Consider the following 24,849-nt stretch of genomic DNA (forward strand, 5'->3'; position numbering starts at 1 on the left):
CCATGACACAGGACAGCGCCCTTCTCCAGGCCCCGGAATCGACACCCCGCGATGGCAGCAACAACCGCAAGGTCTTCATAAAGACCTATGGTTGCCAGATGAACGTCTACGATTCCATGCGCATGAGCGACGCGCTCGCCAGCGACGGTTATGAGCCGACGGAAGATATGGAAGAGGCGGACCTCGTTCTGCTCAACACCTGCCATATCCGCGAGAAGGCAGCCGAAAAAGTCTATTCGGCGCTCGGACGGCTGCGCGAGATGAAAAAGAAGAAGGCAGCTGATGGACGGGAGATGATGATCGGCGTTGCCGGCTGTGTCGCCCAGGCCGAAGGCGAGGAAATCCTGCGCCGCGCACCCGCCGTCGACGTCGTCATCGGCCCGCAGACCTACCACCGCCTGCCGGAGGCGCTGCGCCGGGCCAAACAAGGCCAGCGCGTCGTCGATACGGAATATGCGATCGAGGACAAGTTCGAGCATCTGCCGATCGCCGAGAGCCGAAAGATCCGTGCCCGCGGCGTCACCGCCTTCCTGACGGTGCAGGAGGGCTGCGACAAGTTCTGCACCTTCTGCGTCGTGCCCTATACACGCGGCTCGGAAGTGTCGCGGCCGGTTTCCCAGATCGTCGAGGAAGCCGAAAAGCTCGTCGACAGCGGGGTGCGCGAGATCACCCTGCTCGGCCAGAACGTCAATGCCTGGCACGGCGCCGGGAGCCACGGCGAGGCATGGAGCCTCGGCGACCTGCTCTATCGCCTGGCCGAGATCCCCGGCCTTGCGCGGCTGCGCTATACCACAAGCCACCCGCGCGACATGGACGACCGGCTGATCAACGCTCATCGCGACCTCCGGGCGCTGATGCCTTATCTGCATCTGCCGGTACAGTCGGGCTCGGACCGCATCCTGAAAGCAATGAACCGGCGTCATACGGCGGCCGAATATCTGGCGCTGATCGAGCGCATCCGCACGGTGCGGCCTGACATCGCCCTGTCGGGCGATTTCATCACTGGCTTTCCGGGGGAGACAGATAAGGATTTTGAGGATACACTGAGGCTTGTGGAGGAGGTCCGTTATGCACAGGCCTTCTCGTTCAAATACTCGACACGGCCGGGCACACCCGGCGCGGAACTGAAGGACCAGGTGCCGGAAAAAATCAAGGCAGAACGTCTGGAACGCCTGCAAATGCTTCTCCTGAAGCAGCAGCAGGAATTTGCCGAATCCTGCATCGGCAAGGAGATCGACCTGTTGCTCGAAAAGCCCGGTCGCATGCCGGAACAACTAATCGGACGTTCTCCCTGGCTTCAATCAGTGAATGTTGATGCAAAAGCATCGCAAATCGGTGACATTATTAAAGTGCGAATCACCGGAACCGGAACAAACAGCCTGTTTGCCGAACGCGCAGAGGCTGCGGTTTAACCTAAGGAGCCCGACCGCTTGAACGGACAAGAACTGGTTTCTTCTTCACCGCGCCACCCCCGCACGCCGAGCGACACCAATCACTTCGTCCTGACGTTCGAGAACAACCGGTTCGCCAGCGAGCTGTTCGGGCAATTCGACCAGAACCTCAAGCTACTCGAGCAACGGCTCAATATCGATGCGCGGGCGCGCGGCAATTCCGTCGTCATCACAGGCGATGTCGTGACCACCAATCAGGCGCGGCGCACGCTCGACTATCTCTATGAAAAACTTCAGAAAGGCGGCAGCGTGGAACGATCCGACGTCGAGGGAGCAATCCGCATGGCGGTCGCCGCCGACGACCAGCTCAGCCTTCCCACAATGGAACGCAAGGCCAAGCTGACGATGGCGCAGGTTTCGACACGCAAGAAGACGATCATCGCCCGCACGCCGACGCAGGACGCCTATATCAGGGCGCTGGAACGCGCCGAGCTCGTCTTCGGCGTTGGCCCGGCCGGCACCGGCAAGACCTATCTTGCCGTCGCGCATGCCGCCCAGTTGCTGGAGCGCGGCGCGGTCGAAAAGATCATCCTGTCGCGTCCGGCGGTGGAGGCCGGCGAGCGCCTCGGCTTCCTGCCCGGCGACATGAAGGAAAAGGTCGATCCCTATCTTCGCCCGCTCTATGACGCACTCTACGACATGATCCCCGCCGACAAGGTCGACCGGGCGATCACTGCCGGCGTCATCGAAATCGCGCCGCTCGCCTTCATGCGCGGCCGCACGCTCGCCAACGCCGCCATCATCCTCGACGAAGCGCAAAACACGACATCTATGCAGATGAAGATGTTCCTGACGCGTCTCGGCGAGAATGCGCGCATGATCGTCACCGGCGACCCGAGCCAGATCGACCTGCCACGCGGCGTCAAATCCGGCCTCGTCGAGGCCTTGCAGCTTCTGAACGGCGTCGAGGGCATCTCGATCGTGCGCTTCAAGGATACCGACGTCGTCCGCCATCCGCTGGTCGGGCGCATCGTCAGGGCCTATGATTCCACCTATGCCGTCGAAACCGAAGACGTCAGCCGGCAGGACTAATGGCCGAACTCGATATCCAGATCAGCGTCGAGGACATCGGCTGGCCCGGCGAAGAAACGCTGCAGTCGTTTTGCGAACGGGTGCTCGACGCCGCGGCAATCTATCTCCGCGACAGCGAGAAGCAGCCCTTCCCGACGATGCCGCCCGAGGTCTCGCTTGTCTTTACCGACGATGCCTCGATCCAGGACATCAACGCCGAATGGCGCGGCAAGGACAAGGCGACCAACGTGCTCTCCTTTCCCGCCTTTCCGGTTCGGCCCGGCAAGATGCCCGGTCCGATGCTCGGCGACATCATCATCGCCCGGGAGACGGTGGAGCGGGAAGCGACCGAGCTCGAAAAGAGCTTCGACGACCACCTGACCCATCTTCTGGTGCACGGTTTCTTGCATCTTCTCGGCTACGATCATATGAATAGTACCGAAGCCGAAATTATGGAGGGGCTGGAGACTCGCATTTTGGCGCAGCTCGGCCTATCTGATCCTTACGAGGGTCAAGACCTTAAAATGGAACCATGAGCGACTTTACGACGAAGCCGGCGGCAGACGCCAAGGACTCCGAGCCATCCTCCTCTTCGGACGAGGCAGGCAGTAGTAGTCGGCCATCCGGCCGATCCCAATCCTTCTGGTCGCGCGCCGCGCGCATCCTTCGCCCGCAGCAGGGCTCGCGACTGCGCGAGGATCTCGCCGACGCGCTGATGACCGATGCGGCCGGCGACGACGCCTTTTCGCCCGACGAACGGGCGATGCTCAACAACATCCTGCGCTTTCGCGAAGTGCGCGTCGCCGACGTGATGGTGCCGCGCGCCGATATCGAGGCGGTCGACCAGAACATCACCATCGGCGAGTTGATGATCCTCTTCGAGGAATCCGGCCGCTCGCGCATGCCTGTCTATGCCGATACGCTCGACGATCCGCGCGGCATGGTGCATATCCGCGATCTGCTCTCCTATATCGCCAAGCAGGCGCGCAACAAACGCCGCGGCCCGACGAAACCGGCCGCTGTCTTGCCGGCGATCGAGGTTGCGCCCGAAAACATCCAGAAGACCACGCGTTCGGCCAAGCAGAATTTCGATCTCGCCCGCGTCGACCTGCAAAAGACGCTGGCCGAGGCCGGCATCATCCGCAAGATCCTGTTCGTGCCGCCGTCGATGCTGGCGTCCGACCTGTTGCGCCGGATGCAGGTGAACCGCACGCAGATGGCGCTCGTCATCGACGAATATGGCGGCACCGACGGGCTTGCCTCGCATGAAGACATCGTCGAGATGGTGGTCGGCGACATCGACGACGAACATGACGATGACGAAGTGATGTTCAAGCGCGTCGCCGAAGACGTCTTCATCGCCGACGCCCGCGTCGAACTGGAAGAGATCGCCGCAGCGATCGGGCCGGATTTCGACATCAGCGAGCAGGTCGACGAGGTCGATACGCTGGGCGGCCTGATCTTCTCGGCGCTCGGCCGCATTCCGGTGCGCGGCGAAGTCGTCCAGGCACTGCCGGGCTTCGAATTCCACATCCTCGACGCCGATCCGCGCCGCATCAAACGGCTGCGCATTACCCGCAAGCGCCACGCGGTTCGCCGCCGCGCCAAGACGGATGGCGACATCGCTCCCGGCTCCGAGGCCGGCGAAGACCGGCCGGCGGAATCGACCGCCAACTAACAGGACCTAACGGGACAAAGAGCCGCTTTTTTGAAAGACTGCGGATGGGTTGATTCGCGGTTTGATGGGAGTGCGCATGGAGCGGCTTGCGGACAGGGCTATCCTCGTCTGGGGTTTCAAACGGTCGCTGCTGGCCATCGCCGCCGGGGCATTCGCGGTTCTGGCGCTGCCGCCCTTCGGCTTTTTTGCGGCAATGTTCGTTTCCTTCACGCTGCTCGTCTGGCTGATCGACGGGGCGGCGGCTTCGCCTGAGAGCGGCCTGATCGGCAGGCTGTGGCCGGCGTTCACCACCGGCTGGCTGTTCGGCTTCGGCTATTTCGTCGCCGGCCTCTGGTGGCTCGGCCATGCGCTGCTGGTCGATCAGGAAGAATTCGCGTGGGCGCTGCCGCTGGCAATCCTCGGCCTGCCGGCCTGTCTTGCGATCTTCTACGGGCTGGCGGCCGCCCTTGCCCGCATCGTCTGGTCTGATGGCATGGGGCGGATCGCCGCGCTTGCGGCTGGCTTCGGGCTGATGGAGTGGCTTCGAAGCGTGATCCTCACCGGCTTTCCCTGGAACGCCATCGGCTACGGCATGATGCCGGTTCCGCTGATGATGCAGTCGGCGCATGTGATCGGGGCGACGGGGGTGACTGCCCTTGCCGTCTTCGTCTTTTCTGCGCCTGCCCTTGCCGGGACGCGGCAAGGCGCGCGGCCGGGAATCGCGCTCGCCGTCCTGCTCTTTGCCGCCCATCTCGGTTATGGCGCTTATGCTCTCTATCTCGCGCCCCGGCCGGACACATTGCCGGAGGACAAGCGGCCGGTGGTGCGGTTGGTGCAGCCGGCGATCGACCAGGCGGCGAAGATGGACAACGACGCCGACCGCGCCGCGATCTTCGAGACGCATCTGAAGCTTTCGGCTGAAGCACCGAAAAATGGCGGACGCAAACCCGATATCATCGTCTGGCCGGAAACCTCGATCCCCTTCATCCTGACCGACAACCAGGATGCGCTGACGCGGATCGCCGATACGCTCGATGACAACCAGGTGCTGATCGCCGGCGCCGTCCGCGCCGAGGAGATGGGACCGGGCATTCCGACGCGCTATTATAATTCCATCTACGTGATCGATGGCCGCGGCCAGATCATCGGCGCCTCCGACAAGGTGCATCTGGTGCCTTTCGGCGAATACCTGCCCTTCGAGGACGTGCTCACCGAATTCGGCATCCAGAACGTCGTCGAAATACCGGGAGGATTTTCGGCCGCGGCAAGCCGGCACCTGCTGACGCTGCCCGGCGGCCTCAATCTCTATCCGCTGATCTGCTACGAGATCATTTTCCCCGACGAAATGACCGGCGACATCAAAGACGCCAACGCGATCCTCAATATCACCAATGACGCCTGGTTCGGCGCGACGCCCGGCCCCTACCAGCATTTCCAGCAGGCGCGAGTACGGGCTGTTGAAACCGGCATGCCGCTGATTCGTGATGCCAATAGCGGCATTTCAGCGCTGGTGAACGCCCATGGGGAAATTATTGCAGGCCTCGATCTTGGGGAAACCGGCTTCATCGATGCAACGCTCGATAGCATCAGCGCGGGACTCGGAACGACATACCCCCCGCAAACATACTTCTGGTTGACCGAGGCGTTGCTGATTCTGATTGCGCTAATTTCTCGCAGAGGTTTTATTTCCGGGTTGAATTGACCAAAAACCCCTAAAATTGCATAGTGATGACAATCGGCGTTCTTAACGTATGTTCGAAGGTGGGTTCCTCACCTCTTGCAACGTGGCGTTTTGGGATGGATCTGGGGCATGCCGGTTAGAAACAGGTTGAAATTCTTAGCTAGGGCACGACCATGATTGAAAACAAAAAGAAGCCGAATCCGATCGACATCCATGTTGGCAGCCGTATTCGCCTCCGTCGTACGATGCTGGGCATGAGCCAGGAAAAGCTTGGCGAAAGCCTTGGCATCACCTTCCAGCAGATCCAGAAATACGAAAAGGGCACCAACCGCGTCGGCGCAAGCCGTCTGCAGAACATCTCGAACATCCTCAATGTTCCGGTGTCGTTTTTCTTCGAGGACGCGCCCGGCGAACATTCTGCCGGCGGCGGCGGCATGGAAGCCTCCAGCTCGAATTACGTCGTCGATTTCCTCTCCTCCTCGGAAGGACTGCAGCTCAACCGCGCCTTCGTCAAGATTTCCGATCCCAAGGTTCGCCGCAAGGTCGTGGAGCTGGTGAAAGCCCTGGCGGCTGAAGCCGACGCCGACTGAACTAAGACCGGTGCAGAATTCGAAAGGCGGTCGAAAGGCCGCCTTTTTTGCGTTTTTGGGGCAAAATTTGTCATTTTGCCACAGATATAAAGATATATTTATGTCCTTCTGCGCTTGTCATCGGCCCCCGAACTGAGTACCTACTAGCTGGCTTTTATTCTTTGAGGGGAATCCCGAAATGCGCGCGAATTATCTCTTTACCAGCGAATCTGTTGCCGAAGGTCATCCGGACAAAGTCTGTGACCGCATCTCCGACGAGATCGTCGATCTGGTCTACCGCGAAGCGGCCAAGACCGGCGTCAATCCATGGGGCGTGCGCATTGCCTGCGAGACGCTGGCGACGACCAACCGCGTCGTCATCGCCGGCGAAGTTCGCCTGCCGCCGAGCCTGATGAAGAAGGACAAGGACGGCAAGGACGTCATCAACCCGTCGAAGTTCAAGGCCGCCGCCCGCCGCGCCATCAAGGATATCGGCTACGAGCAGGACGGCTTCCACTGGAAGAAGGCAAAGATCGACGTGCTCTTGCACTCGCAGTCGGCCGATATCGCGCAGGGCGTCGACAGCGCCGCCGACCAGCAGGGCGACGAGGGTGCCGGCGACCAGGGCATCATGTTCGGTTATGCCTGCCGCGAAACGCCGGACCTGATGCCGGCGCCGATCTATTATTCCCACAAGATCCTGCAGCTGCTCGCAGTTGCCCGCAAGAAGGGCGACGGAGAAGTCGCCAAGCTCGGCCCCGACGCCAAGAGCCAGGTGACCGTGCGCTACGTCGACGGCAAGCCGTCGGAAGCAACCTCGATCGTGCTTTCGACCCAGCATCTCGACGAGAGCTGGGATTCGAACAAGGTCCGCGCCGTCGTTGAGCCCTATATCCGCGAAGCGCTCGGCGAGCTGAAGATCGCCGACGATTGCAACTGGTACATCAACCCGACCGGCAAGTTCGTCATCGGCGGACCGGACGGCGATGCGGGCCTCACCGGCCGCAAGATCATCGTCGACACCTACGGCGGTGCCGCTCCGCATGGCGGCGGTGCATTCTCCGGCAAGGACACGACGAAGGTCGACCGTTCGGCCGCCTATGCCGCCCGCTATCTTGCCAAGAACGTCGTTGCCGCCGGTCTTGCCGACCGCTGCACGATCCAACTCTCCTACGCCATCGGCGTCGCTCAGCCGCTGTCGATCTATGTCGACCTGCACGGTACCGGCAATGGCATCAGCGAGGATCAGGTCGAAGCCGCAATCCGCCAGAACATGGACCTGTCGCCGTCGGGCATCCGCCGTCATCTCGACCTCAACAAGCCGATCTATGCCAAGACCTCGGCTTACGGCCATTTCGGCCGCAAGGCCGGACGCGACGGCTCGTTCTCCTGGGAGCGCACGGACCTCGTGAAGGCGCTCAAGGAAGCCGTCAAGACCAAGGCTGCTGCATGACGGATATGGAGCGCCGGGGCCGGGCGACCGAAGCTTTCTTCGGTCGCCGTAAGGGAAAGGCCCTGCGTGAACAGCAAGCGGAGACGCTGAACAGTCTGCTTCCGGCGTTCCTTATCGATCTGACGGCGGCTCCCCCGGAGCCGCTGACATCATCCCTCTTCCCGATCCCGGTCGAGAGATTGCGGCTGGAAATCGGTTTCGGCGGCGGCGAGCACCTGATCCACCGCGCGCTGGAGACGCCTTCGACCGGCTTCATCGGCGTCGAACCCTTCGTCAATTCCATGCAGAAGCTGTTGTCTCGCATCGGCGAGACCAGCGCCTCCAATATCCGCGTCTATAATGACGACGCGACGCAACTGCTCGACTGGCTGCCGGACGGTTCACTCGATCAAATCGATCTGCTCTATCCCGACCCCTGGCCGAAGCGGAAGCACTGGAAACGGCGCTTCGTCTCGAAGACCAATCTCGGCCGCTTTCATCGCGTGTTGAAGCCCGGCGGCCTGTTCTGCTTCGCCTCCGACATCGACACCTATGTGAACTGGACGCTGATGAAATGCCGCGACCATGGCGGTTTCGAATGGATGGCCGACAATGCAGCCGATTGGCTGACCCCCTATGAGGGCTGGCCGAGCACACGCTACGAGGCCAAGGCGCGGCGCGAGGGCCGGTCTTCGGCCTATCTGACATTCAGGAAGATCTGAGGCTGCCCGCAAGTCGGCGAACGCGCCGCGATGTTCTTCGCGTGAGCAATCGCGTCGGACGCTGGCCGACGGATTTCCGGCATCCGGCTTAAAGCCGACAACGACAACAGACCGAACCGTAAGAGCTGCGCCCTCATGCGGCGCGTAGAGTTCAGCCGTTAGACCGGTTGCCATTAGCGCTCACGTGACTATTTTCTGTGCTGGTCACCCCTCCTCTCAAATGGAAGAGAAAATGACCGGGAGCAAGTCATGTGCCGAAATATAAAACCCCTGTTCAATTTCGATCCGCCGGCGACTGACGAGGAGATCCACGATGCGGCGCTCCAGTTTGTACGGAAGGTGAGCGGAACGACCAAACCGTCGAAGCGCAATGAGGTCGCATTCGAGCGCGCGGTCAGTTCGATCGCGGCATGCGCCCGCGAGCTGCTCGATTCGATGGAAACGTCCCAACCTCCTCGTGATCGCGAGGAGGTAGCGGCAAAGGCGCGCGCGAGAACGGCGGTCCGGTTCGGGTGAGAGAGCCTGGCACGGATAGGAGATCTCAATCACGCCTCAACTGGTCTACTGACGGGTCTCGGCCCGGAGCGGACAACCCTTGGGCTTGTCAGGATTCAAATCAGGAAAATCTGCTCAAGCGGCACAAGAATGCCAAGCGTAGCTTGCCCATAATTTCTTGGCCAGAGTGCTTAGTTCCCGATGAGAGGTCGGCATCTTCAATGAGTTCGATTCATTCAGTTGCTACCGGATCCTGGAATTTTCAACGTCATCGCAGGTACGGCGCCGGAAGACGGCTACGCGCATATGTCGCGACATCCGTCCCGATCGCAGCGAAATCGAATAGAGCGACCGTGCGCCGCAAGCAGTGAAACGGAGCTGACGGTTTTGACGGTCAGTGCAGGCTGACCGTCTTCAATTCGTCCTCGGCAGCCTTGAAAAAAGTGCTGGAGCGGTTGTCCGTCAGCAGGATCGGCGTGCCGTCGGCGCCGAAGAGCGCCCAAAGATCGACGGTCGGATCGATATCCGGCGCCTCGGGAAAGCACTTGGCGACCTCATCGGTCCGCATTTTTCTGATATAGGCGACCTCGCCGTTGCCGATGTGGGCAAGCTCGGATTTGGTCAAGTGAGACGTGGCTTCTTTCATCAACATTCCTGTTCCTCCGGGAGAAGGGACCAACGGTTCGACAAACCGTTGTGCTACTGTGAGACCGAAATGTTAATTTTCTTGACCATGCGCGCAGGTTCCGGGCGAATTAGATCGACCGAGAGCAGCCCGTTCTTCAGGGCCGCACCCAGCACCTGCATGCCGTCGGCAAGAACGAAGGTGCGCTGGAACTGGCGAGCGGCGATGCCGCGATAGAGATAGTCCCGCTCGCCCTGTTCCACCTGGCGGCCGCGGATGAGAAGCTGGTTCTCCTCAATGGAGACATCGAGTTCCTCCTCGCTGAAGCCAGCCACGGCAAGGGTGATACGCAGACGCTCCGGCGCGCCGCTGTCGGCGCCGATGCGTTCGATATTGTAAGGCGGATATCCGTCGCTCGTCTTGGAAATGCGCTCCAGCGTCTTTTCCATGGCATCGAAGCCCAGAAGCAGCGGGCTGGCGAAAGGGGTAATGCGGCTCATCTCTTTTCAAGTCCTTGGCGCAAGCGACCATCCCGGACCTTCAGTGCAGCATCCGGATGCCGCTAATATGGGGACAAGAGCCTGGCGCTGCAAGGCATGGGGCACGACGTGTCGGCGCCACCTGCTCAATTTTAAGCTGACGTCAGGCTCTTTCCTTGACAAAGCAGCTGCTGCCTCGCATCAAAACATGTCCGCGCGGATTGTGCTGATTTGTGACGGGACGTGAAGAAATCGGTGCATGCCCGGTAACACGCAGTGCGAGGATGGAACGATCGGAATGGCAAGCGCAAGAAAGATCATCATCGACACGGATCCTGGCCAGGACGACGCGGCCGCCATCATGCTGGCCTTCGGCAGTCCCGACGAGCTGGAAGTGCTGGGGATCACGACGGTCGCCGGCAACGTGCCGCTTCCGCTCACCAGCCGCAATGCGCGCATCGTCTGCGAACTCTGCGGCCGGACGGAGACCAAGGTTTTCGCCGGCGCCGACGCGCCGATCGCCCGCAAGTTGGTGACGGCCGAACATGTGCACGGCAAGACCGGCCTCGACGGTCCGGAACTCAGCGAGCCGACGATGGCGCTGCAGCCTAGCCATGCCGTCGACTTCATCATCGAGACGTTGCGCCGCGAGCCGGAAGGCACGGTGACGCTGTGCACGCTCGGGCCGCTCACCAATATCGGCATGGCCTTTCAGAAGGCACCCGACATCGTCCCCCGCATCCGCGAACTGGTGATGATGGGCGGGGGCTTCTTCGAGGGCGGCAACATCACGCCGGCGGCCGAATTCAACATCTATGTCGATCCGGAGGCGGCCGATATCGTCTTCCGCTCAGGCGTTCCGATCGTGATGATGCCGCTTGATGTGACGCATCAATTGCTGACCCGCAAGGACCGGGTGAAACGCATGGCCGAGATCGGCACGGCGCCGGCAAAGGCCATGGTCGAGATGCTGGAATTCTTCGAACGCTTCGACATCGAGAAATACGGTTCCGACGGCGGGCCGCTGCACGACCCGACCGTTGTCGCCTACCTGCTGGAGCCGGAACTTTTCCAGGGCCGCGACTGCAATGTCGAGATCGAGGTCCAGTCCGAACTCACCGTCGGCATGACGGTCGTCGACTGGTGGCATGTGACCGAGCGCAAGCGCAACGCCAAGGTCATGCGCCATGTCGATGCGGATGGCTTTTTCGATCTGCTGATCGAACGCTTCGCCCGCATCTAACGCTTCGGCTTTTCCTTCTGCACGAGGCAGAAGGAAGGGATATCAGGCGTCTTTCTCGTCGAAGACGGAGTTGGTTTCGGCTTCGGTCGGCTTCGGGCCGCCCTTGGCGACGCCGACCATGGCCGGGCGCAGCACGCGCTCGCCGATGGAGAAGCCTGCCTGCACGACCTGCACGACCGTATTGTTCGGCACGTCGGGGTTCGGCACCTCGAACATTGCCTGATGGAAATTCGGATCGAACTTCTGGCCAACCGGCTCAAGCTTGCGAACGCCGTGGCGCTCGAGAGCCGACAGCATGGCGCGCTCGGTCATCTCGACACCCTCGATCAGCGTGCTCAGGCCGGCATCGGCGGCAGCCTTGGTCTCCGGAGGGATGGCATCGAGCGCGCGGCGCAGATTGTCCGAGACGGCGAGCATGTCACGAGCAAAGCCGGCGACGGAATAGGACTTGGCATCCTTTACCTCGCGCTCGGTGCGCCGGCGCAGATTGTCCATCTCGGCAGCAAGGCGCAAATAGCGGTCGCGCAGCTCGCCGTTTTCGGCTTTCAGAAGCTCGATTGGGTCCGGCTGGGCGGGCTCTTGCTGCGCAGTTTCGTTCTCGACGTAGGCGGCAGCGTCGGCTGCGGCATCGGCCGCAGTTGCGTCAGGTCCGTTTTTCGTCGTGTCATCGGTCATGACGGTCTCCGGTTGGTGTCTTCAGATGCGCCCGATATCGAGGTTTGACCGAAAAAAATCAAGTCTGCGTGACAAAGAAGCGAAAATTCCGCGTGCTTGGCGGTTGCTGCGTCAAAGCTGATTGCGCGAAAGGCGGGAAACGAGCTGGGCTGTATAGTCCACCATCGGCACGATGCGGGAATAATTGAGCCGCGTCGGGCCGATGACGCCGACGGCACCGACGATGCGATCGTCGTCGTCACGATAGGGCGCGACGATGAGCGATGAGCCGGACAGCGAGAAGAGCTTGTTTTCCGAACCGATGAAAATGCGCACACCCGGGCCGCTTTCGGCGAGATTGAGGATCTCGATCAGGCTGTCCTTCTTCTCGAGATCATCAAACAGCAGCCGCAGCCGGTCGAGATCGTCGGCGCCGGCGAGGCCTTCGAGCAGGTTGGCGCGGCCGCGGATGATCAGCTGCGTCGGCTTCCCCTCATCCGGGCTCCCAGCCCAGACAGCAATGCCGCGCTCGACCAGATCGCGCGACAGGGCATCGAGCTCGTGACGGACGTCGTCCTTCAGGCGGCTCAATTGTTTGCGGAGCTCCGGCAGGGTCTGGCCGGACATATGGGCATTGAGAAAATTCGCCGCCTCCGTCAGCTGCGAGGACGTGACGCCCGCCGGCAGCTCGATAATGCGGTTTTCCACCTGATCATGATCGCCGACGAGCACGGCCAGCGCCTTTGTCGGTTCGAGCCGGATGAACTCGACATGTTTCAGCACCGGATCGCTTTTCGAGGTGATGACGAGGCCCGCGCCGCGCGAAATGCCCGACAACATGCGGCTTGCCTCGTTCATCATCGATTCAACGGGATTGCCGCCGCTTTCGGCCCGCAGCTGACGGTCGATGTTGGCGCGCTCCTCGGCGGAGAGGTCGCCGACCTGCATGAAGGCATCGACGAAGAAGCGCAGGCCGATCTGGGTCGGCAGCCGGCCGGCGCTGACATGCGGCGAATAGATCAGGCCGAGCTCTTCGAGATCGCTCATGACGTTGCGCACCGAGGCCGGCGACAGCGACATCGGCAGGATACGGGACAGGTTGCGCGAACCGAGCGGCTCGCCGCTTTCCAGGTAACCTTCGACGATGCGACGAAAAATTTCCCTGGAGCGCTCGTCCAGCGCAGCTACGGCATCCGAAACCGACGTCGACCTGATGCCCATGAAGCTTTCAAACCCATGCTGATGATACTTCCCGAAAAGTAAGTCAAACTCACACCCGTGGCAAAAGGGAATTTGCAAATGAGCGCCGCCAATCGTAGAAGCGGTCAAATAAACCCCAGGAGATAAGAATGCGGCCTTCAGGCAGAAAAATCGACCAGATGCGCAAGGTCTCGTTCGAGCGCAATTTTTCCAAGCATGCGGAAGGCTCCTGCCTGGTGAAATTCGGCGATACGCATGTACTCTGCACGGCGAGCCTCGAAGAAAAGACGCCGCCATGGCTGCGCAATTCCGGCAAGGGCTGGGTCACGGCCGAATACGGCATGCTGCCGCGAGCGACTGGCGAACGCATGAAGCGCGAAGCCGCCGCCGGCAAGCAGGGCGGCCGCACCCAGGAAATCCAGCGGCTGATCGGCCGGTCGCTGCGCGCCGTTGTCGACCTGCAGGCGCTCGGCGAACGGCAGATCACGCTCGATTGCGATGTCATCCAGGCCGATGGCGGCACACGGACAGCCTCGATCACCGGCGGCTGGATCGCGCTTTACGACTGCCTGAAATGGATGGAAAGCCGCAACATGATCAAGGTCGACCGGGTCCTGAAGGATCACGTCGCCGCCATTTCCTGCGGTATCTTTGCCAGCCAGCCGGTGATCGATCTCGATTACCTCGAGGATTCCTCGGCCGAGACCGATGCGAACTTCGTCATGACGGGCACCGGTGGGATCGTCGAGATCCAGGGCACCGCCGAAGGCACGCCGTTCAGTGAGGGCGAATTCACCTCGCTGATGCAGCTGGCCAGAAACGGCATCGGCGAACTCGTGGCGCTGCAGAAGCAAGCCGTCGAAGGATGAACCCATGCTGGAAGGCATGTTGGAAACGGCGCTCTATGCGCGGGATCTCGATAAGGCCGAGACGTTTTACGAAGACGTTCTCGGGCTTGAAAAGATCGCGCGGGCCGCCAACCGGCATGTCTTCTTCCGCTGTGGACCCGGCGTTCTGTTGATCTTCAATCCCGAGGAAACGGTGAAGCCGCCGGCACCCGAAGCACTGCAGGTGCCGCCGCACGGCACGAACGGCCAAGGCCACGCCTGTTTCCGGGTGTCCGGCCGCAATATCGATGCCATGGCCGAACGGCTGTCGGCGGCGGGCGTTGCGATCGAATCCGAGGTGCGCTGGCCGAACGGCGGCCGCTCGATCTATTTCCGCGATCCGGCCGGCAACAGCCTGGAATGCGCGGAGGCTAAAATCTGGGGCATCGAACAGGATATCTGAATGCGCAAGCTTGAAACGAAGACCATCGTCGTCGCCAGCCACAATGCCGGCAAGATCCGCGAGATCCAGGAATTGATCGGGCCGCTCGGCTTCACCGCCAAATCGGCCGCCGAACTGAATTTCGTCGAACCGGATGAGACGGGTACCAGTTTCGAGGAGAATGCGATGATCAAGGCGGTCGCCTCGGCCAATGCATCAGGCATGCCGGCGCTTTCGGACGATTCCGGGCTGGTGGTCGACGCGCTTGGCGGCGATCCTGGTGTCTACACCGCCAATTGGGCGGAGACATCTCACGGCACGCGCGATTTCGACATGGCGATGGCGAAGGTGGAAAAGGCGCTGCAGGATGCGGGCGCGACAAAGCCGGAACAGCGCAGGGCGCGTTTCATCAGCGTGCTCTGCCTTGCCTGGCCGGATGGGCATACGGAGCTGTTCCGCGGTGAGGTGGAAGGCAGCGTCGTCTGGCCGCCGCGCGGCACGCAGGGTTTCGGCTACGATCCGGTGTTCCAGCCTGCGGGCTACGACATCACCTTCGGGGAAATGAGCGGCGAGGAAAAACACGGCTGGAACGTCGGCAAGCCGCAAGCGCTGTCGCACCGGGCCCGTGCCTTCAAACTCTTTGTCGAAACCTGCCTGGAGGCATAGAGTCGGTCTGTGGGCAATTTCGATACGCCAAGCATTTCGCGCGATGCGGCCCTGCTGCCTGATACCGGCGAGCCGGGCTTCGGCGTCTATGTGCATTGGCCCTTCTGCGCGGCGAAGTGCCCCTATTGCGACTTCAACAGCCATGTGCGCCACCAGCCGGTGGACCAGGAGCGTTTTACATCTGCCTTCCTGAAGGAGATGGCGGCGGTCCGGTCGCTCAGTGGGCCGAAGACGGTGACAAGCATCTTCCTGGGGGGCGGCACGCCGTCGCTGATGAAGCCGGAAACGGTTTCCGCCATTCTCGACGGCATTGCGCGGCACTGGCATGTGCCAGATGGCATCGAGATCACCATGGAGGCCAACCCTTCGAGCGTCGAGGCCGAACGTTTCCGCGGCTACCGAGCAGCCGGCGTCAACCGCGTCTCGCTTGGGGTGCAGGCGCTGAACGACCGGGATCTGAAATTCCTCGGCCGGCTGCATGATGTCGCCGACGCGCTGAAGGCGATAAGGCTGGCGCGCGACATCTTTCCGCGCATGTCCTTCGACCTGATCTATGCCCGGCCCGACCAGACAGTCGAGGAGTGGGAAAAGGAGTTGAAGGAGGCGATCTCCTACGCGGTCGACCATCTTTCGCTCTATCAGCTGACCATCGAGGAAGGCACGCCCTTCTACGGCCTGCACAAGGCCGGCAAGCTGGTCGTGCCGGACGGCGAGCAATCGGCATTGCTCTACGAGGCGACGCAGGAGATCACGGCGCGCGAGGGCATGCCGGCCTATGAGGTTTCCAATCATGCCCGGCCGGGTGCTGAAAGCCGGCATAACCTGACCTACTGGCGCTACGGCGATTATGCCGGCATCGGCCCAGGCGCTCACGGCCGGCTGACGCGTGGCCCCGAGAAGCTCGCGACCGCCACCGAGCGCAAGCCGGAAGCCTGGCTCGACATGGTCGAGCGTGATGGGCACGGCATTCTCGACGAGGAGCGGCTCGGCTTCGAGGAACAGTCCGACGAGCTGCTGCTGATGGGGCTGCGGCTCAGGGAAGGCGTCGATCTCGCCCGCTGGCAGCAGCTTTCCGGCCGCGACCTCGACCCGAAGCGCGAGGAATTCCTGCTCGAGCACAAATTCATCGAGCGGATCGGCAATTCACGCCTGCGCTGCACACCATCCGGCATGCTAATCCTCGATTCCGTCGTCGCCGACCTCGCCTGCTGACGTCCGTACGGCTCGATGGATTTGCAGCGCGGCGGCATCGATATTGCCGCCGCACCTGAGGGCATGTCTCAGCCATGGCCGGTGGCGCCCGCCTTGAAGAGGCTGCCGGTCGGCGTCTTCAGAAACATCTCCAGCGGAATATGCTCCTGGTGCAGGAAACCGGTCGCCGGCAACAGGCCGTCGCGGACCATCTCGATGACGGCAACGACGGAGGCTGACGTTGTCCAGGCGATCGCTGTGCGGCGCGCGCCGGCAATCTCGATCGGGTAATAGGCGCGCACGAATTCCTTGCGGCGCAGGCTGCCATTCTCGGTGCCCTCGGCGGCGACATGGACATAGACGACATCGTCTTCAACCGGCGGCTTGGCTTCGGTCAGAATCTCGCCGGCGAGCTTGCGCTTGTCGCGCATCAACAGCTCGTGGAAGAAGAAGTTCATCAGCTCCATATGGCCGGGATAACGCATGGTCTTGTAATCGAGATTGTCGATCTTGCCGAGCATGGTGTCGCACATGGTGCCAAGGCCGCCCGACGTCGTGAAGGCTTCGAGCTTGACGCCGCCGACATAGACCGTCTCGTGCCATTCCATCGGCGAGACGAGCTTGCGCACGCCGCCCTCGATGACCTCGCAATCGTTCAGATATTCGTTGACGACGCCCTCGGGCGACCAGTTGAAGGCGTAACCGAGCAGTCCGGTCGGATGCTGTGGCAGGGCACCGACACGCATGCGGATCGACCGGCAGCGATCGAAACCGTCGGCGAGGCTTGCGCCAACGATGCCGACGAAACCCGGCGCCAGGCCGCATTGCGGCGCCATCAGGCCACGTGATGTCTTCGACAGCTCGATGATGAAATTGGTTGTGGGAACGTCTTCGGTCAGATCGAAATAATGGATGCCGGCAAGATGGGCGGCGCGCGCCAGCTCGATGTTCAAATGGTAGGGCAGGCAGGAGAGCACAGCCTCGACATTCGAGAGCAGTTCGCCGATCACCTGGAGATCGGAGATATCGCCGGTGCGGCACTTGAAAGGGACGTCGCTCAGCGGCAATTGCGCATCGACGCCGATGACCTCGAAGCCGCCTTCATGCAAAAGCGTCGCCGCCAGCCGTCCGACCTTGCCCAGGCCGAGAACGGCGATCTTTTCAAAACTCATTCATTCCTCCCACGCGCCGTTTTGGCGCTTCAGTCTTTGATATGCACGTGATGCGCGGGAGGTATAGAATAAAAAACTTATAAAGGAAAACGGCCGGAATCGCTTCCGGCCGTCGATTTTTTGGAAAACCCGCCGATTATTCGTTGATCAGCCGCTTCAGAAGCTCGACTTCGTGCGAAAGCTTGGTGTCACCCGAAATCAGCTCTTCGATCTTGCGCACGGCGTGCAGCACGGTCGTATGATCGCGCCCGCCGAAACGGCGGCCGATCTCCGGGAAGGAGCGCGGCGTCAGCGTCTTCGACAGATACATGGCGATCTGGCGCGGCTTGACGATGACGCGGGTGCGACGGTTCGAGACCAGTTCCTGGCGCGAGACATTGTAGTGCCTTGCGACGATGCGCTGGATATCCTCGATGCGTACACGGCGGGGCTCGCCGGAGCCGACCAGATGGGCGAGCAGTTCGTCGACGCGTTCGATCGACAGGTTCGGCTCGAACGAGCGGCGGAAGACTAGCTGGTTGAAGGCGCCTTCAAGTTCGCGGCCGCTGGCCGTGACGTTGCGGGCGACATGCTGGAGCAGTTCGGCTGGAATTTCCAGCGACGGATCTTCGAGCCGGGCGACAGCAAGGCGACGCTTGAGGATTTCGAGACGCATCTCGTAATCCGGCGCGTCGAATTCGATCGCGACACCGCCCTGCAGGCGCGAGCGGACGCGGGGGTCGAGCGACTCCAGCTCCCAGGGCGCACGGTCGGCCGCAACGACGACCTGTTTGGCGCTGTCGAGCAGCATGTTCAGGAGATGGCAGAATTCATGCTGAATCATCTTGCCCTGCAGGAACTGCATGTCGTCGATGATCAAGAGATCGATGTTGCGCAGCGAATCCTTCAGCGTCAGCGCATCATTGTCGCGGATCGCGGTGGCGAAGCGCCACATGAAATATTCAGCCGTCAGATAGACGACGCGCAGAGCCCTGGGGTTCTGCACCGCCGCATTGGCGACCGCCTGCAGCAGGTGGGTCTTGCCAAGGCCGACGGCCGAATGGATGAAGAGCGGGTTGAAGCGCACGGCGCCCTGACCAGCTTCCGCGATCGTCTTTGCAGCCGCAAGCGCGACCCGGTTGGAGCTGCCTTCGACGAAGGTGTCGAAGGTAAAGCGGCTATCGAGCGGCGAGCCGAAGAGCGGCGAGCCAAAGCTTGCGGGCCTTGCGGCGGCAACAGCCGAAACCGCTTGCTGGACAGCCTGACCGGCCGGCTGAGCGCTTGCCGGGCGGCGCATTTGCGTCGGGGCGGCAGGTTCCGGCGCGACCGCCTCATCGAGCGCCTTCGTGCCGTGGCGCGTCGCCGTACGCACCAGGACTTCGATTTTCAGAATTTCCGGATCTTCGGCCTGGAACAGACCGGTGATGAGGTCGAGATAACGATTGTTGATCCACGACTTCAGGAAGGTCGTGGGGACCGAAAGGCGAACGACGCTCTTCGATACCGAATGCAGCTTCAATCTGGCGAACCAACTGGCGTAGACATCCTGACCGACCTGAGCCTTCAAGCGCGCACTGACGCGCTCAAACAATACGTTCTGCTTCGTATCCGCCTTTACTTCCGCCGCTTCCAGGCGAATGGAGCCGAACGCCTGCGGTGCCGCATCCCCATTGTCGAGCCCGCTCGTCGTCATCGTATTCATCTGCATAATGCCGCCTTTCAATTCCACCGGGCGGCATCCGCTAATACGGCCGCCCGATCATCCCCGCTTTGGCGGGCTGACGGATCCTCATGAGCCGCTCGCCTGCCGGTTCACTCAAACACTGCCCCATAAGGGACCGGCGCAGAACTCCGTTGCAGGTGGCGCGCTCATGCGGCAACCTTCATCGGCTTTCCGTGCCAGGCTGGCGGTCGAACCTCGTTTTCGGCCGACCAGCCCGAACGCAATATAACTTTAACCTTCTCCGCTGGCCTCGCCTTAAACGTGTGGCCAATGAAGGCACAAAACATCCCCGCTCCGTAACAGCCACGTTACGGCTCAAATCCGTCGAGTGCTTGAAAAAACGGAAGCGCAAGGCTCCGTAACAAAAGGCACAAACTCATCGCCCTGCCGACGTGGCAGTTAAAACCGAGCCTCTGCAGGTGATGTCCGCGCCCTTTGTTGGAAGCCATTTAGGCAGGATCAAACGGCAATATCAACGATGAATTTTACGCAAAATTAACAGGCGGGCATTGACTCCGCCTGCCCTTTTCGGGCGTCACACCAGCGTCAAAAAAGAATCGCAGTTGAATCAAAGAGATTCCCCCGTTCGGGCTATTTTGACACGCATTGAAAGAAAAAAAATAAAATCCTCTTGACTCCCCTGTGGTCCCGGAAGCTTGGGGTAGAGTCGCGCGGCGTGAAAGCATCCTTGCGCAAGTCGTTGTTTTTTAACACTATTTCCTGTCATGGCGCTGACACGAAACAGTCGTGAGATTAACCATGCAGGGCTGATCGGCGGAATCGAAAAAGCCCGGCAAAATTACCGGGCTAATCATAAAGAAGAAGTTGTTAATGGAAGATTACGCGGTCGTGGTGACCGAAAGAGCCTTCACACGAGCGGCCAGGCGCGAGACCTTGCGCGATGCCGTGTTGGCATGCAGCACACCCTTGCTGGCGGCGCGGGCAAGCTCGGGCTGAGCAGCCAGGAAAGCTTCCTTCGCCTTGGCGGCATCACCGGATGCGATGGCCTCTTCGACCTGGCGAACGAAAGTACGAACGCGCGAGCGACGAGCCTTATTGACGTCGGTACGGCGGGCGATCTTGCGGGTCGCTTTTTTCGCCGAAGTTGTATTGGCCATGGATGCCTCTCTCAAGAATTCGAACAAACTCCGCCATTACCGCGGGCCCTGCGGCCACAAAATCCAGCAATGCGGGAGCAATCGCGGAAAACCAAACCGGCTTTCCGAACCGTGGGCGGGCATATAACTCTAAAGCCGGCCCACGTCAACGCGGATTTTCAAGCTTTACCGCTGGCAACCGCCGAAAAGCATTCAACGGTGCGTAAAAGCCGGTTTGCGCTTCTCGACGAAGGCCGCCATACCTTCTTTCTGGTCGTCCGTGGCAAAGAGACTGTGAAACAGGCGGCGCTCGAAACGCAAGCCCTCCTCCAGCGTCGTCTCGAATGCGCGGTTGACCGCCTCCTTGGCCATCATGACCGAGGGACGCGAAAGCGAAGCGATCTTTTCGGCCGCGGCAAAAGCCTCGTCGAGCAGACGCTCGGGGGCCACCACACGCGAAACGAGTCCCGATCGTTCGGCTTCCGCCGCATCCATCATCCGGCCGGTCAGGATAAGATCCATCGCCTTCGCCTTGCCGACGGCGCGCGTCAGCCGCTGCGAACCGCCCATGCCGGGAATGACGCCCAGGGTGATTTCCGGCTGGCCGAATTTCGCCGTCTCCGAGGCGATGATGAAATCGCACATCATGGCGAGCTCACAGCCGCCGCCGAGCGCAAAACCGCTGACCGCAGCGATCACCGGCTTGCGCGCCTTGGCGACCTCATCCCAGCCGCTGATGAAATCACTCTTATAGATATCGGCGAACTCAAGCGGCTGCATCTCCTTGATATCGGCGCCGGCGGCAAAGGCGCGCTCGGAGCCGGTCAGCACGATCACCCCGACCGTCTCGTCGGCGTGGAAGGCGGCATAGGCCTCTTTCAGCTCTTTCAGGACGGAGGAATTCAACGCGTTCAGCGCCTGGGGTCGGTTCAGCGTAACGAGGCCGACATTGCCTCGGGTTTCGACGATCAGCGTCTCATAGGCCATGCTGTTCTCCCGGTTTCTCACTCTTCTTCTGGCAGGCTTACTTCTGGCAGGTGGCGCAATAGAAGGTGGAGCGACCCGCCTGGACGATGCGGGCGACCGTAGCGCCGCAGCCGGGCGTGCGGCAAGCCTGACTTTCGCGATCATAGACGGAGAAGGAATGCTGGAAATAGCCGAGCGATCCGTCGGTCTGGATGTGGTCGCGCAGCGATGATCCGCCGGCGGCGATCGCATCGGCGATGACGTTGCGGATTGAGGCGACGAGCAGGTCGAGCTGCGCCTTCGGCCGGCCCCCTGGCGTCACCAGCGTGCCGGCGGCGCGGATCGGCGAAAGATGCGCGCGCCACAGCGCCTCGCAGACATATATATTGCCGAGACCGGCAATGTTCTTCTGGTCAAGCAACGCGCTCTTCAGCGGCTGCGCCTTGTCCCGGAAGCGTTCGGCCAGATAGGCGGCGCTGAGCTCGTTTCCTGTCGGCTCCGGGCCGAGATCGCGGAAGAAGGGATGGGCTGCGAGATCGGCACGTCCCACCATATCCATGAAGCCGAAACGCCGCGGATCGTTGTAGATGATACGACGCGGGCCGCTTGCGGCTTGCAGATGGAAGACGACGTGATCGTGCTTCTCGTCCTTCGAGCGGGCATGGTGGAATTCGCCCGGCACGCCGGAGGCGGCTCCCTCCTCAATGCGGCCCTCCTCAATGCGAAAAGAACCGGACATGCCGAGATGCGAAATCAGCGTGTTGCCGTCGTCGAGATCGACCAGCAGATATTTGGCGCGGCGGCTAAGGCCAACGATGGTGCGGCCGGAAACTCTATCTGCGAAAGCGTCGGGAAAGGGGAAGCGCAGATCGCCGCGGCGCAGCTCCAGCCTGGTGATGCGGGTGGCCTCCATCGCCGGCGTCAGGCCGCGTTTCACCGTTTCGACTTCTGGCAATTCCGGCATCTTAACCCATCTATCTCTAACGTGTTTCAACCGGCGACGATGTGCGCTATAGCGCCAGTGTGCCGTGGAGAACGCGGCCCATAGATAACGTCGCGCGCGGTCTTTCGCTATGGCCGCGGCGCCCGAATCTTCAGGAACGGAGCAGTCTGATGTCAGAAAGCCGCACTTCCGCCGATGGCGGCATGGAGACCTCCTACGGCTTCCGCGAGGTGCCTGATGGCCAGAAGCAGGGCCTGGTCAACCAGGTATTCCACAAGGTCGCCAAGCGCTACGACATCATGAACGACGTCATGTCGATGGGCATGCACCGCGCCTGGAAGGATGCGATGATTTCGGCGCTGAACCCGCGCAAGGAGCCTGGCTACAAGGTGCTCGACGTTGCCGGCGGCACCGGCGACATAGCCTTCCGCATCGTCGAGGCTTCGGGCAGACAGGCGCATGCCACCGTGCTCGACATCAACGGCTCGATGCTCGGCGTCGGTGCCGAGCGGGCGGAAAAGAAGAAGCTTTCCGGCAATCTCACCTTCGTCGAGGCGAATGCCGAGGAACTGCCCTTTGAGGCAGGCAGTTTCGACGCCTATACGATCGCCTTCGGCATCCGCAACGTGCCGAGGATCGATGCGGCGCTGTCGGAGGCCTATCGCGTGTTGAAGCGCGGCGGGCGGCTGCTGGTGCTGGAGTTTTCCGAAGTCGATATGCCGCTTCTCGACAAGATCTACGACGCCTGGTCATTCAACGCCATTCCGCAATTCGGCAAGGCGATCACCGGCGATGCCGAACCTTACCAATATCTGGTGGAATCGATCCGCAAGTTCCCGAACCAGGAGAATTTCGCGGCAATGATCCGCCAGGCCGGCTTTTCGCGCGTCACCTTCACCAATTATACCGGCGGCATCGCCGCACTCCATTCCGGCTGGAAGCTCTGACGCATGACGCCGAAAAGTGTAGAGCGGTTTTCGAATAGCGTCGCGCGAGAATCAAACAGAACATGAGTACTTTCGGCGCATATTTCCGCCTTTGGCGCGTCGGCTGGGTGCTCGTGCGTGAGGGTGTCGTGTCAGCCCTTCCTTCCGAAGGATTGCCGCCGCCGGTGGCGCTTGCCAAATCCTTCGTCACGATTTTCGAGCGAAGCAAGGCGCGGCATCAGAAGCGCAGCGACCGGTTGGCGAAGGCGGTCGAGCGGCTCGGCCCTTCCTATGTAAAGATCGGGCAGTTCCTGGCGACGCGGCCGGATGTCGTCGGCGTCGAATTCGCCAACGACCTGTCGCAGCTCCAGGACCGCATGGCCTTCTTTCCCTCGGCAGCCGCCAAGGCCAATATCGAAGGCTCGCTCGGGCGGCCGATCGGCGAACTCTATGCAAGCTTCGGCGATCCGATCGCCGCCGCCTCGATCGCGCAGGTGCATCCGGCCGAGGTCAACAGCGCCGAGGGCCGGAAGAAGGTCGCCGTCAAGATCGTGCGGCCCGGCGTACGCCAGCGTTTTGCCCACGATATCGAGGCAATGTATCTCGTTGCTCATATGCAGGAGCGTTTCCTGGCGTCCAGCCGGCGGCTGCGGCCGGTCGAGGTGACGAAGACGCTGGAGCAGACGACGAAGGTGGAGATGGATCTTCGCCTGGAAGCGGCAGCCCTTTCCGAGATCGCCGAGAATACCGAAAAGGATCCCGGCTTCCGTGTGCCGAAGGTCGACTGGGAGCGCACCGGGCGCGACGTCATCACCATGGAGTGGATCGACGGCACGAGGATGTCCGATGTCGAGGGCCTGCGCGCGGCGGGCCACGACCTCAACCTGCTTGCCGATACGCTGATCCAGTCGTTCCTGCGTCATACGCTGCGCGACGGCTTTTTTCATGCCGACATGCATCCGGGCAATCTCTTCGTCGATGCGGGCGGCATGATCGTCGCCGTCGACATGGGTATCGTCGGGCGGCTGGGCAAGAAGGAACGGCGGTTCCTCGCCGAAATCCTCTATGGCTTCATCACCCGCGACTATATCCGCGTCGCCGAGGTGCATTTCGAGGCCGGCTATGTGCCCGGCCACCACAATGTCGAAAGCTTCGGCCAGGCGATCCGGGCGATCGGCGAGCCGATCCATGGACAGCCGGCCGAGACGATCTCGATGGGCAAGCTGCTGACACTGCTGTTCGAGGTGACCGAGCTCTTCGACATGGCGACGCGTCCGGAGCTGGTGATGCTGCAGAAGACCATGGTCGTGGTCGAGGGCGTGTCGCGCATGCTCAATCCGCGCTTCAACATGTGGAAGGCCTCCGAACCTGTCGTCGGCGACTGGATCCGCACCAATCTCGGTCCGAAACGGATCGCCACCGATCTCAAGGACGGGCTGAAAGCGGCGGTCAAGCTCGCCGAAGCCGTGCCGGAAATCGCGGCGAAGACCGAAAAATTCCACCATCAGCTGCTGCATATGAGCGAGCACGGCTTACGTTTCGACAATGAGACGGCGGAGGCGATCGGCAAGTCCGAAGCGCGGCACAACCGCTCGGGCAGGATTGCGCTGTGGATCATCGCATTGACGCTTGTCTATATTGCCTGGATGCTGAGCTGACCGCCTGCCAACATGCGGTGTTCGGCATTTGGGATATCCC

25 protein-coding genes are annotated in these 24,849 nt (G+C 61.4%); 16 read left to right on the plus strand and 9 right to left on the minus strand.

Going from position 1 to position 24,849, the window contains the following annotated elements; translation table 11 throughout:
• The first annotated feature begins 2 nt into the window (after positions 1-2).
• The 9 genes from miaB (at position 3) to ACIPSK_RS22855 (ending at position 9,039) form a co-directional block, all read left to right on the plus strand.
• Positions 3-1,412, plus strand: coding sequence for a tRNA (N6-isopentenyl adenosine(37)-C2)-methylthiotransferase MiaB (gene miaB / locus ACIPSK_RS22815; protein ID WP_162115409.1), 1,410 nt, complete (start codon positions 3-5; stop codon positions 1,410-1,412).
• Between the two features lie 18 nt (positions 1,413-1,430).
• Positions 1,431-2,483 (plus strand): PhoH family protein, encoded by a 1,053-nt coding sequence (locus ACIPSK_RS22820; RefSeq protein ID WP_017966729.1) that lies wholly within the window; start codon positions 1,431-1,433, stop codon positions 2,481-2,483.
• Positions 2,483-2,998 (plus strand): rRNA maturation RNase YbeY, encoded by a 516-nt coding sequence (gene ybeY, locus ACIPSK_RS22825; protein ID WP_162115410.1) that lies wholly within the window; start codon positions 2,483-2,485, stop codon positions 2,996-2,998. The genes ACIPSK_RS22820 and ybeY overlap by 1 nt, the downstream gene beginning before the upstream one ends.
• Positions 2,995-4,140 (plus strand): hemolysin family protein, encoded by a 1,146-nt coding sequence (locus tag ACIPSK_RS22830; protein ID WP_162115411.1) that lies wholly within the window; start codon positions 2,995-2,997, stop codon positions 4,138-4,140. Before ybeY ends, ACIPSK_RS22830 begins: the two co-directional genes overlap by 4 nt.
• A gap of 76 nt (positions 4,141-4,216) precedes the next feature.
• On the plus strand, positions 4,217-5,821 hold the full coding sequence (lnt, locus tag ACIPSK_RS22835; protein ID WP_162115412.1) for an apolipoprotein N-acyltransferase: 1,605 nt from the start codon (positions 4,217-4,219) through the stop codon (positions 5,819-5,821).
• Between the two features lie 152 nt (positions 5,822-5,973).
• Complete coding sequence (locus ACIPSK_RS22840; protein ID WP_017966725.1) at positions 5,974-6,390, plus strand: helix-turn-helix domain-containing protein; 417 nt, start codon at positions 5,974-5,976, stop codon at positions 6,388-6,390.
• Between the two features lie 178 nt (positions 6,391-6,568).
• Positions 6,569-7,822 carry a methionine adenosyltransferase gene (metK, locus tag ACIPSK_RS22845; protein WP_017966724.1) on the plus strand — a complete coding sequence of 418 codons (1,254 nt, stop codon included), beginning with the start codon at positions 6,569-6,571 and terminating at the stop codon, positions 7,820-7,822.
• Positions 7,819-8,523 carry a tRNA (guanine(46)-N(7))-methyltransferase TrmB gene (gene trmB, locus ACIPSK_RS22850; protein WP_162115413.1) on the plus strand — a complete coding sequence of 235 codons (705 nt, stop codon included), beginning with the start codon at positions 7,819-7,821 and terminating at the stop codon, positions 8,521-8,523. Before metK ends, trmB begins: the two co-directional genes overlap by 4 nt.
• A 249-nt stretch (positions 8,524-8,772) precedes the next feature.
• The gene (locus ACIPSK_RS22855) at positions 8,773-9,039 is read left to right on the plus strand and encodes a DUF2277 domain-containing protein (protein ID WP_162115414.1); all 267 of its coding nucleotides are present in this window, start codon (positions 8,773-8,775) and stop codon (positions 9,037-9,039) included.
• Between the two features lie 373 nt (positions 9,040-9,412).
• On the opposite strand, the gene ACIPSK_RS22860 is transcribed toward ACIPSK_RS22855, so the two are convergent.
• Together ACIPSK_RS22860 and ACIPSK_RS22865 are read right to left on the minus strand one after the other, a co-directional pair.
• Positions 9,413-9,670, minus strand: a complete 258-nt coding sequence (locus tag ACIPSK_RS22860) for a BQ00720 family protein (protein ID WP_003556039.1) — start codon at positions 9,668-9,670, stop codon at positions 9,413-9,415.
• 47 nt (positions 9,671-9,717) lie between these two features.
• Complete coding sequence (locus ACIPSK_RS22865; protein ID WP_017966720.1) at positions 9,718-10,143, minus strand: Hsp20 family protein; 426 nt, start codon at positions 10,141-10,143, stop codon at positions 9,718-9,720.
• Positions 10,144-10,420: 277 nt separating this feature from the next.
• Between ACIPSK_RS22865 and ACIPSK_RS22870 the strand changes: the two genes are divergently transcribed.
• Positions 10,421-11,365 (plus strand): nucleoside hydrolase, encoded by a 945-nt coding sequence (locus ACIPSK_RS22870; protein WP_162115415.1) that lies wholly within the window; start codon positions 10,421-10,423, stop codon positions 11,363-11,365.
• Between the two features lie 42 nt (positions 11,366-11,407).
• Here ACIPSK_RS22870 and grpE read toward each other — a convergent pair whose 3' ends face one another.
• Together grpE and hrcA are read right to left on the minus strand one after the other, a co-directional pair.
• Positions 11,408-12,040, minus strand: a complete 633-nt coding sequence (gene grpE, locus ACIPSK_RS22875) for a nucleotide exchange factor GrpE (protein ID WP_017966718.1) — start codon at positions 12,038-12,040, stop codon at positions 11,408-11,410.
• Between the two features lie 111 nt (positions 12,041-12,151).
• Positions 12,152-13,240 (minus strand): heat-inducible transcriptional repressor HrcA, encoded by a 1,089-nt coding sequence (hrcA, locus tag ACIPSK_RS22880; RefSeq protein WP_017966717.1) that lies wholly within the window; start codon positions 13,238-13,240, stop codon positions 12,152-12,154.
• Positions 13,241-13,368: 128 nt separating this feature from the next.
• On the opposite strand from hrcA, the gene rph reads away from it, so the two are divergent.
• From rph to hemW, 4 genes are read left to right on the plus strand one after another with little or no spacing between them, the layout of a single operon-like run.
• Positions 13,369-14,088: a ribonuclease PH gene (rph, locus tag ACIPSK_RS22885; protein WP_007633796.1), complete on the plus strand. Its 720-nt coding sequence runs from the start codon at positions 13,369-13,371 to the stop codon at positions 14,086-14,088.
• A gap of 4 nt (positions 14,089-14,092) precedes the next feature.
• Entirely contained in the window at positions 14,093-14,509 is a 417-nt protein-coding gene (locus tag ACIPSK_RS22890; protein WP_162115416.1) for a VOC family protein, read from the plus strand.
• Positions 14,510-15,154: an RdgB/HAM1 family non-canonical purine NTP pyrophosphatase gene (gene rdgB / locus ACIPSK_RS22895; RefSeq protein WP_162115417.1), complete on the plus strand. Its 645-nt coding sequence runs from the start codon at positions 14,510-14,512 to the stop codon at positions 15,152-15,154.
• A gap of 9 nt (positions 15,155-15,163) precedes the next feature.
• Positions 15,164-16,366 (plus strand): radical SAM family heme chaperone HemW, encoded by a 1,203-nt coding sequence (hemW, locus tag ACIPSK_RS22900; protein WP_162115418.1) that lies wholly within the window; start codon positions 15,164-15,166, stop codon positions 16,364-16,366.
• Between the two features lie 68 nt (positions 16,367-16,434).
• Here the strand turns inward: hemW and ACIPSK_RS22905 are convergent, their stop codons facing one another.
• The 5 genes from ACIPSK_RS22905 to mutM form a co-directional block, all read right to left on the minus strand.
• Positions 16,435-17,517 (minus strand): saccharopine dehydrogenase family protein, encoded by a 1,083-nt coding sequence (locus ACIPSK_RS22905; RefSeq protein WP_162115419.1) that lies wholly within the window; start codon positions 17,515-17,517, stop codon positions 16,435-16,437.
• A gap of 136 nt (positions 17,518-17,653) precedes the next feature.
• The gene (dnaA, locus tag ACIPSK_RS22910) at positions 17,654-19,204 is read right to left on the minus strand and encodes a chromosomal replication initiator protein DnaA (protein ID WP_017966712.1); all 1,551 of its coding nucleotides are present in this window, start codon (positions 19,202-19,204) and stop codon (positions 17,654-17,656) included.
• Between the two features lie 854 nt (positions 19,205-20,058).
• Positions 20,059-20,337 (minus strand): 30S ribosomal protein S20, encoded by a 279-nt coding sequence (rpsT, locus tag ACIPSK_RS22915; protein WP_003556028.1) that lies wholly within the window; start codon positions 20,335-20,337, stop codon positions 20,059-20,061.
• Positions 20,338-20,529: 192 nt separating this feature from the next.
• Entirely contained in the window at positions 20,530-21,303 is a 774-nt protein-coding gene (locus tag ACIPSK_RS22920) for an enoyl-CoA hydratase (protein ID WP_162115420.1), read from the minus strand.
• Positions 21,304-21,340: 37 nt separating this feature from the next.
• Positions 21,341-22,246 carry a bifunctional DNA-formamidopyrimidine glycosylase/DNA-(apurinic or apyrimidinic site) lyase gene (gene mutM / locus ACIPSK_RS22925; RefSeq protein ID WP_162115421.1) on the minus strand — a complete coding sequence of 302 codons (906 nt, stop codon included), beginning with the start codon at positions 22,244-22,246 and terminating at the stop codon, positions 21,341-21,343.
• Positions 22,247-22,395: 149 nt separating this feature from the next.
• Here mutM and ubiE point away from each other — a divergent pair, with 149 nt between their 5' ends.
• Together ubiE and ubiB are read left to right on the plus strand one after the other, a co-directional pair.
• On the plus strand, positions 22,396-23,172 hold the full coding sequence (gene ubiE, locus ACIPSK_RS22930; protein ID WP_011650173.1) for a bifunctional demethylmenaquinone methyltransferase/2-methoxy-6-polyprenyl-1,4-benzoquinol methylase UbiE: 777 nt from the start codon (positions 22,396-22,398) through the stop codon (positions 23,170-23,172).
• 62 nt (positions 23,173-23,234) lie between these two features.
• Complete coding sequence (gene ubiB / locus ACIPSK_RS22935) at positions 23,235-24,809, plus strand: 2-polyprenylphenol 6-hydroxylase (RefSeq protein ID WP_162115422.1); 1,575 nt, start codon at positions 23,235-23,237, stop codon at positions 24,807-24,809.
• Positions 24,810-24,849 lie beyond the last annotated feature (40 nt).

The sequence above is a fragment of the Rhizobium sp. LARHSG275 genome (assembly GCF_052871115.1).